The following is a 3,618-nucleotide window of genomic DNA, read 5'->3' as shown; positions in this document are numbered from 1 at the left end:
AAAAGACTCTGACAAAAGAAGACAATATCATTTCAGCAGCTTCCTGCACGACAAACTGCCTGGCTCCTATGGCAAAGGCTCTGAACGACTACAGAGAAGTAAGAACCGGATTCATGACAACTATCCACGCATACACCGGTGACCAGATGATCCTGGATGGACCACATAAGAAAAACAATTTCAGAAGAGCAAGAGCTGGTGCGATCAACATCGTTCCAAATTCAACAGGTGCAGCTAAGGCTATCGGTCTTGTTATCCCGGAACTGGATGGTAAACTGAAGGGCTCCGCACAGAGAGTGCCTGTACCGACTGGATCCACTACGATCCTGACGGCAGTACTGAAGGACTCCACGGAAACAGTAACACTGGAAGGCGTTAACAATGCTATGAAGGCAGCTGCAAGTGAATCGTTCGGATACAATGAAGAAGAGATCGTGTCCAGCGATATTATCGGTATGAGCTATGGCTCCCTGTTCGATGCTACACAGACTTTCGTAGAAAGAAGTGGAACGGGCGTATTCGAAGTACAGGTAGTTTCATGGTACGATAACGAAATGAGTTACGTTTCCCAGATGGTAAGAACGCTTGGACATGTAGCTACACTCCTGTAAGATAAGAATTCAGCAGTATAAATCAATAAAAAATTCCGCATCGAATGCTTTTTCAGCAGACGGTGCGGAATTTTTTTATGATACAGGTGATTCCTGCAGATATTCTTCCATGATGGCGACGGAAGCACTGCAGCCAAGACGATCAGCTCCGGCTTCGATCATGGCGCGTGCATCTTCCAGTGTACGGATGCCGCCGGATGCTTTGATCTTCATGGACGGTCCGGTGACTCTTTTCATGAGTTTTACAGCCTCTACTGTTGCGCCGGGTCCGTTGAATCCTGTCGATGTTTTGACGAAGTCAGCACCGGAGCGCTCTGCCAGAATGCATGCGGTGCGTATTTCCTTTTCGGTGAGGAGCCCTGTTTCCAGAATGACTTTTAAAATCGCACGATTGCGGTGGCACAATGTAGACAAAATGATCAGCTCCTGCTGGATATAATCGAAACGACCGTCCTTTAATGCTCCGATATTGATGACGGTATCGATTTCGCTGGCACCGTTTTCGAGGGCGTTTTTTGTTTCAAAAGATTTGGTTTTCGTAGACATGGCACCGAGGGGAAATCCGGTGACGGCAGCAACCTTTACAGAAGTGTCCTTCAGCTTGTCTACTGCAAAGCGCACGTGGCATCCGTTGACGCAGACCGAAGCAAAATCGTATTGGGCGGCATCGCGGCAAAGCTTCAGGATCTCTTCCCGGGTGGCATCCGGTTTCAAAAGAGTATGATCAAAGAATTTCTGAAAATCAACTGGCTGTTTCATGTATATGACATCCTTTCTGTGTAAGCGTTTATAATTGCTGAATCTATTATAACAGAAATATTGCAATTATCCTAGTAAAAGGGTATAATTAAGAATTGATTAAGTGTATGGAAAGATGAGGAAGAAAAATGAAAATACCTGAATTATATGAGCATAAAAAACCTGTATTCTCTCTGGAAATTTTCCCACCTAAAAAGAAGGGAAATATCGAATCCATTTACGATACGGTAGAGCAGCTGGCACATTGCAATCCGGACTTTATCAGCGTTACCTACGGAGCTGGTGGAAATCTGGCAGACAACTCTACATGTGAGATCGCATCCCGCATCAAGAAACAGTATGGGATCGAATCCGTAGCGCATCTGACCTGTGTGAATTCGTCCAAAGAGGACGTTGAAGAGATGATCGGAAGACTGGCTGAAGCAGATATCGAAAACGTTCTGGCACTGCGTGGCGACATCTCAGAAGATGGTGAAATGAAACATGATTTTCATCACGCGAATGAACTGGCGATCGAAGTTCAGAGAAAATGCAGAGATAATCTGGAGATTTTAGGCGCATGTTATCCGGAAGGGCATTACGAAAGCAAGTCGCTGGATGAAGATATCCAGAATCTAAAATATAAGATCGGAGCCGGCGTCAAGGTGCTGATCACGCAGCTATTTTTTGACAATCAGTGCTTTTATGAGTTTGTTGGCAAGGCCAGGATGATGGGTATCAAAGTGCCTGTTTCTGCAGGCATCATGCCTATTGTTAATTCCAGGCAGATCGAGCGTACTGTAGCTCTCAGCGGAGCCAGTCTGCCTCATGATTTTACAAAGATGATCAGCCTGTATGAAAACAATCCGGAAAAACTGTTTGAAGCAGGGATCCAGTATGCCGTGGATCAGATTCGCGATTTGATCATCAACGGTGTGGATGGAATTCATTTGTACACCATGAACAATCCTAAAGTAGCATTAAAAGTATATGAAAAAATAGAGGATCTTTTATAACCATGAATATTGCAGTAACAGCACCGCTTGACCGGAAACGCTGGCTGGCCGCTTTGCAGAGTGGGGAAGAAGCACTGGATTCTCTGCAGGCGCAGATGGATCTTGCAGAACAGCAGCTTTTAAAGGCAGCAGATCCGAAAGCGGTTTATCGAATCATGAATAAAGCGGATATCAAGCGAGAAGGTGTTTCTATCGAGAAACATCTGGCGGAATGCGAGAAGGTCGCGGTGATGGGGGCTACGCTGGGAATGGGTATAGACGACCTGATCCGCAGAGCGCAGATCCAGGATATGTCAATGGCAGTGATACTGGATTGCGGTGCATCGCTTCTGATCGAAGAGGTCTGTGATACATTTCAGGCGCAGATCGATGCACAGACAGATGGGTATCTGACTGCCCGGTTCAGTCCGGGATATGGCGATTACCCGCTGGAATATCAGCCTCTGATCATCCGGTATATTGATGGGCCGAGAAAAATCGGGCTGAATGTGACCAGCAATAATCTGATGGTGCCGCGTAAGTCGGTCACGGCTCTCATCGGTATTTCGGATCATCCCGTAACGGGAAGGTTGGCAACCTGCGGTGAATGTGTTTTACGAGAAAAATGTACATTGAGAAAAGAGGGTAAATTCTGTGGAGATTGATTTCAGAAAAAAGAGATACGTATTAGATGGAGGGATGGGGACCATGCTGCAGAGTGCGGGCATGAGTCCGGAAGAAACGACGACTGAATTCGGACTTGCACATCCGGAGATCTTGACGCAGATCCATAAAAAATATATAGAAGCAGGAGCGGATATCGTTTATGCCAGCACCTTTGGAACCAATCGGTTCAAAAAGAAGGAAATTGGTGAATGCACTTTGCAGGAAGCGGTGCGGATTCAGGTAAAGGCAGCTGTTAAGGCGAAGGAAATCATGGCGGCGCAGGGCAGAGAAGTTGCTGTCGCCATCGATCTGGGCCCTCTGGGAGAACTTCTTGAGCCTATGGGAACGCTGTCTTTTGAAGATGCATACGATGCATTCCGCGAGGTGATACAGGCTGGCTGCGACCTGGCAGACCTGATCGTTATCGAAACCATGACGGATCTGTATGAGGTGAAGGCTGCGGTGCTTGCTGCAAAGGAAACATGCGATCTGCCGGTGATAGTGACGATGACATTTGAAGAAAACGGCCGGACATTTACAGGCGTTAGCCTGGAAGCAATGGTGCTTACCCTGGAAGGTCTCGGCGCTGTCTCTTATACACATCTCCG

The 3,618-nt window shown here is 46.8% G+C and carries 5 protein-coding genes; 4 read left to right on the top strand and 1 reads right to left on the bottom strand.

All coding sequences use genetic code 11. From position 1 onward, the window contains the following. The coding region (locus H8876_RS06550; RefSeq protein WP_417493418.1) for a type I glyceraldehyde-3-phosphate dehydrogenase at window positions 1–611 on the top strand (611 nt) is incomplete at its 5' end. A 75-nt stretch (window positions 612–686) separates the two neighbouring features. Here H8876_RS06550 and deoC read toward each other — a convergent pair. Continuing rightward, window positions 687–1,370 carry a deoxyribose-phosphate aldolase gene (gene deoC, locus H8876_RS06545; RefSeq protein WP_249287066.1) on the bottom strand — a complete coding sequence of 228 codons (684 nt, stop codon included), beginning with the start codon at window positions 1,368–1,370 and terminating at the stop codon, window positions 687–689. 128 nt (window positions 1,371–1,498) lie between these two features. Here deoC and metF point away from each other — a divergent pair, with 128 nt between their 5' ends. The 3 genes from metF to H8876_RS06530 all read left to right on the top strand — a co-directional run. Then, window positions 1,499–2,365: a methylenetetrahydrofolate reductase [NAD(P)H] gene (gene metF / locus H8876_RS06540; protein ID WP_177265467.1), complete on the top strand. Its 867-nt coding sequence runs from the start codon at window positions 1,499–1,501 to the stop codon at window positions 2,363–2,365. 2 nt (window positions 2,366–2,367) lie between these two features. Further along, complete coding sequence (locus H8876_RS06535) at window positions 2,368–3,009, top strand: methionine synthase (RefSeq protein WP_177265468.1); 642 nt, start codon at window positions 2,368–2,370, stop codon at window positions 3,007–3,009. Between the two features lie 43 nt (window positions 3,010–3,052). Then, a partial coding sequence (locus tag H8876_RS06530; RefSeq protein WP_249287065.1) for a homocysteine S-methyltransferase family protein occupies window positions 3,053–3,618 on the top strand: 566 nt, incomplete at its 3' end.

Origin of the sequence: Lentihominibacter faecis (assembly GCF_014306095.1) — a bacterium.
GTDB classification, from domain to species: domain Bacteria; phylum Bacillota; class Clostridia; order Peptostreptococcales; family Anaerovoracaceae; genus Lentihominibacter; species Lentihominibacter faecis.
The sequence above is the reverse complement of the archived record's forward strand: the minus strand, read 5'-3'. Positions and strand labels throughout refer to the sequence as shown.

Coding starts and splice junctions, on each gene's coding strand:
- metF (WP_177265467.1), top strand. CDS start 1,499: ATGAAAATACCTGAATTATATGAGCATAAAAAACCTGTATTCTCTCTG.
- H8876_RS06535 (WP_177265468.1), top strand. CDS start 2,368: ATGAATATTGCAGTAACAGCACCGCTTGACCGGAAACGCTGGCTGGCC.
- deoC (WP_249287066.1), bottom strand. CDS start 1,370: ATGAAACAGCCAGTTGATTTTCAGAAATTCTTTGATCATACTCTTTTG.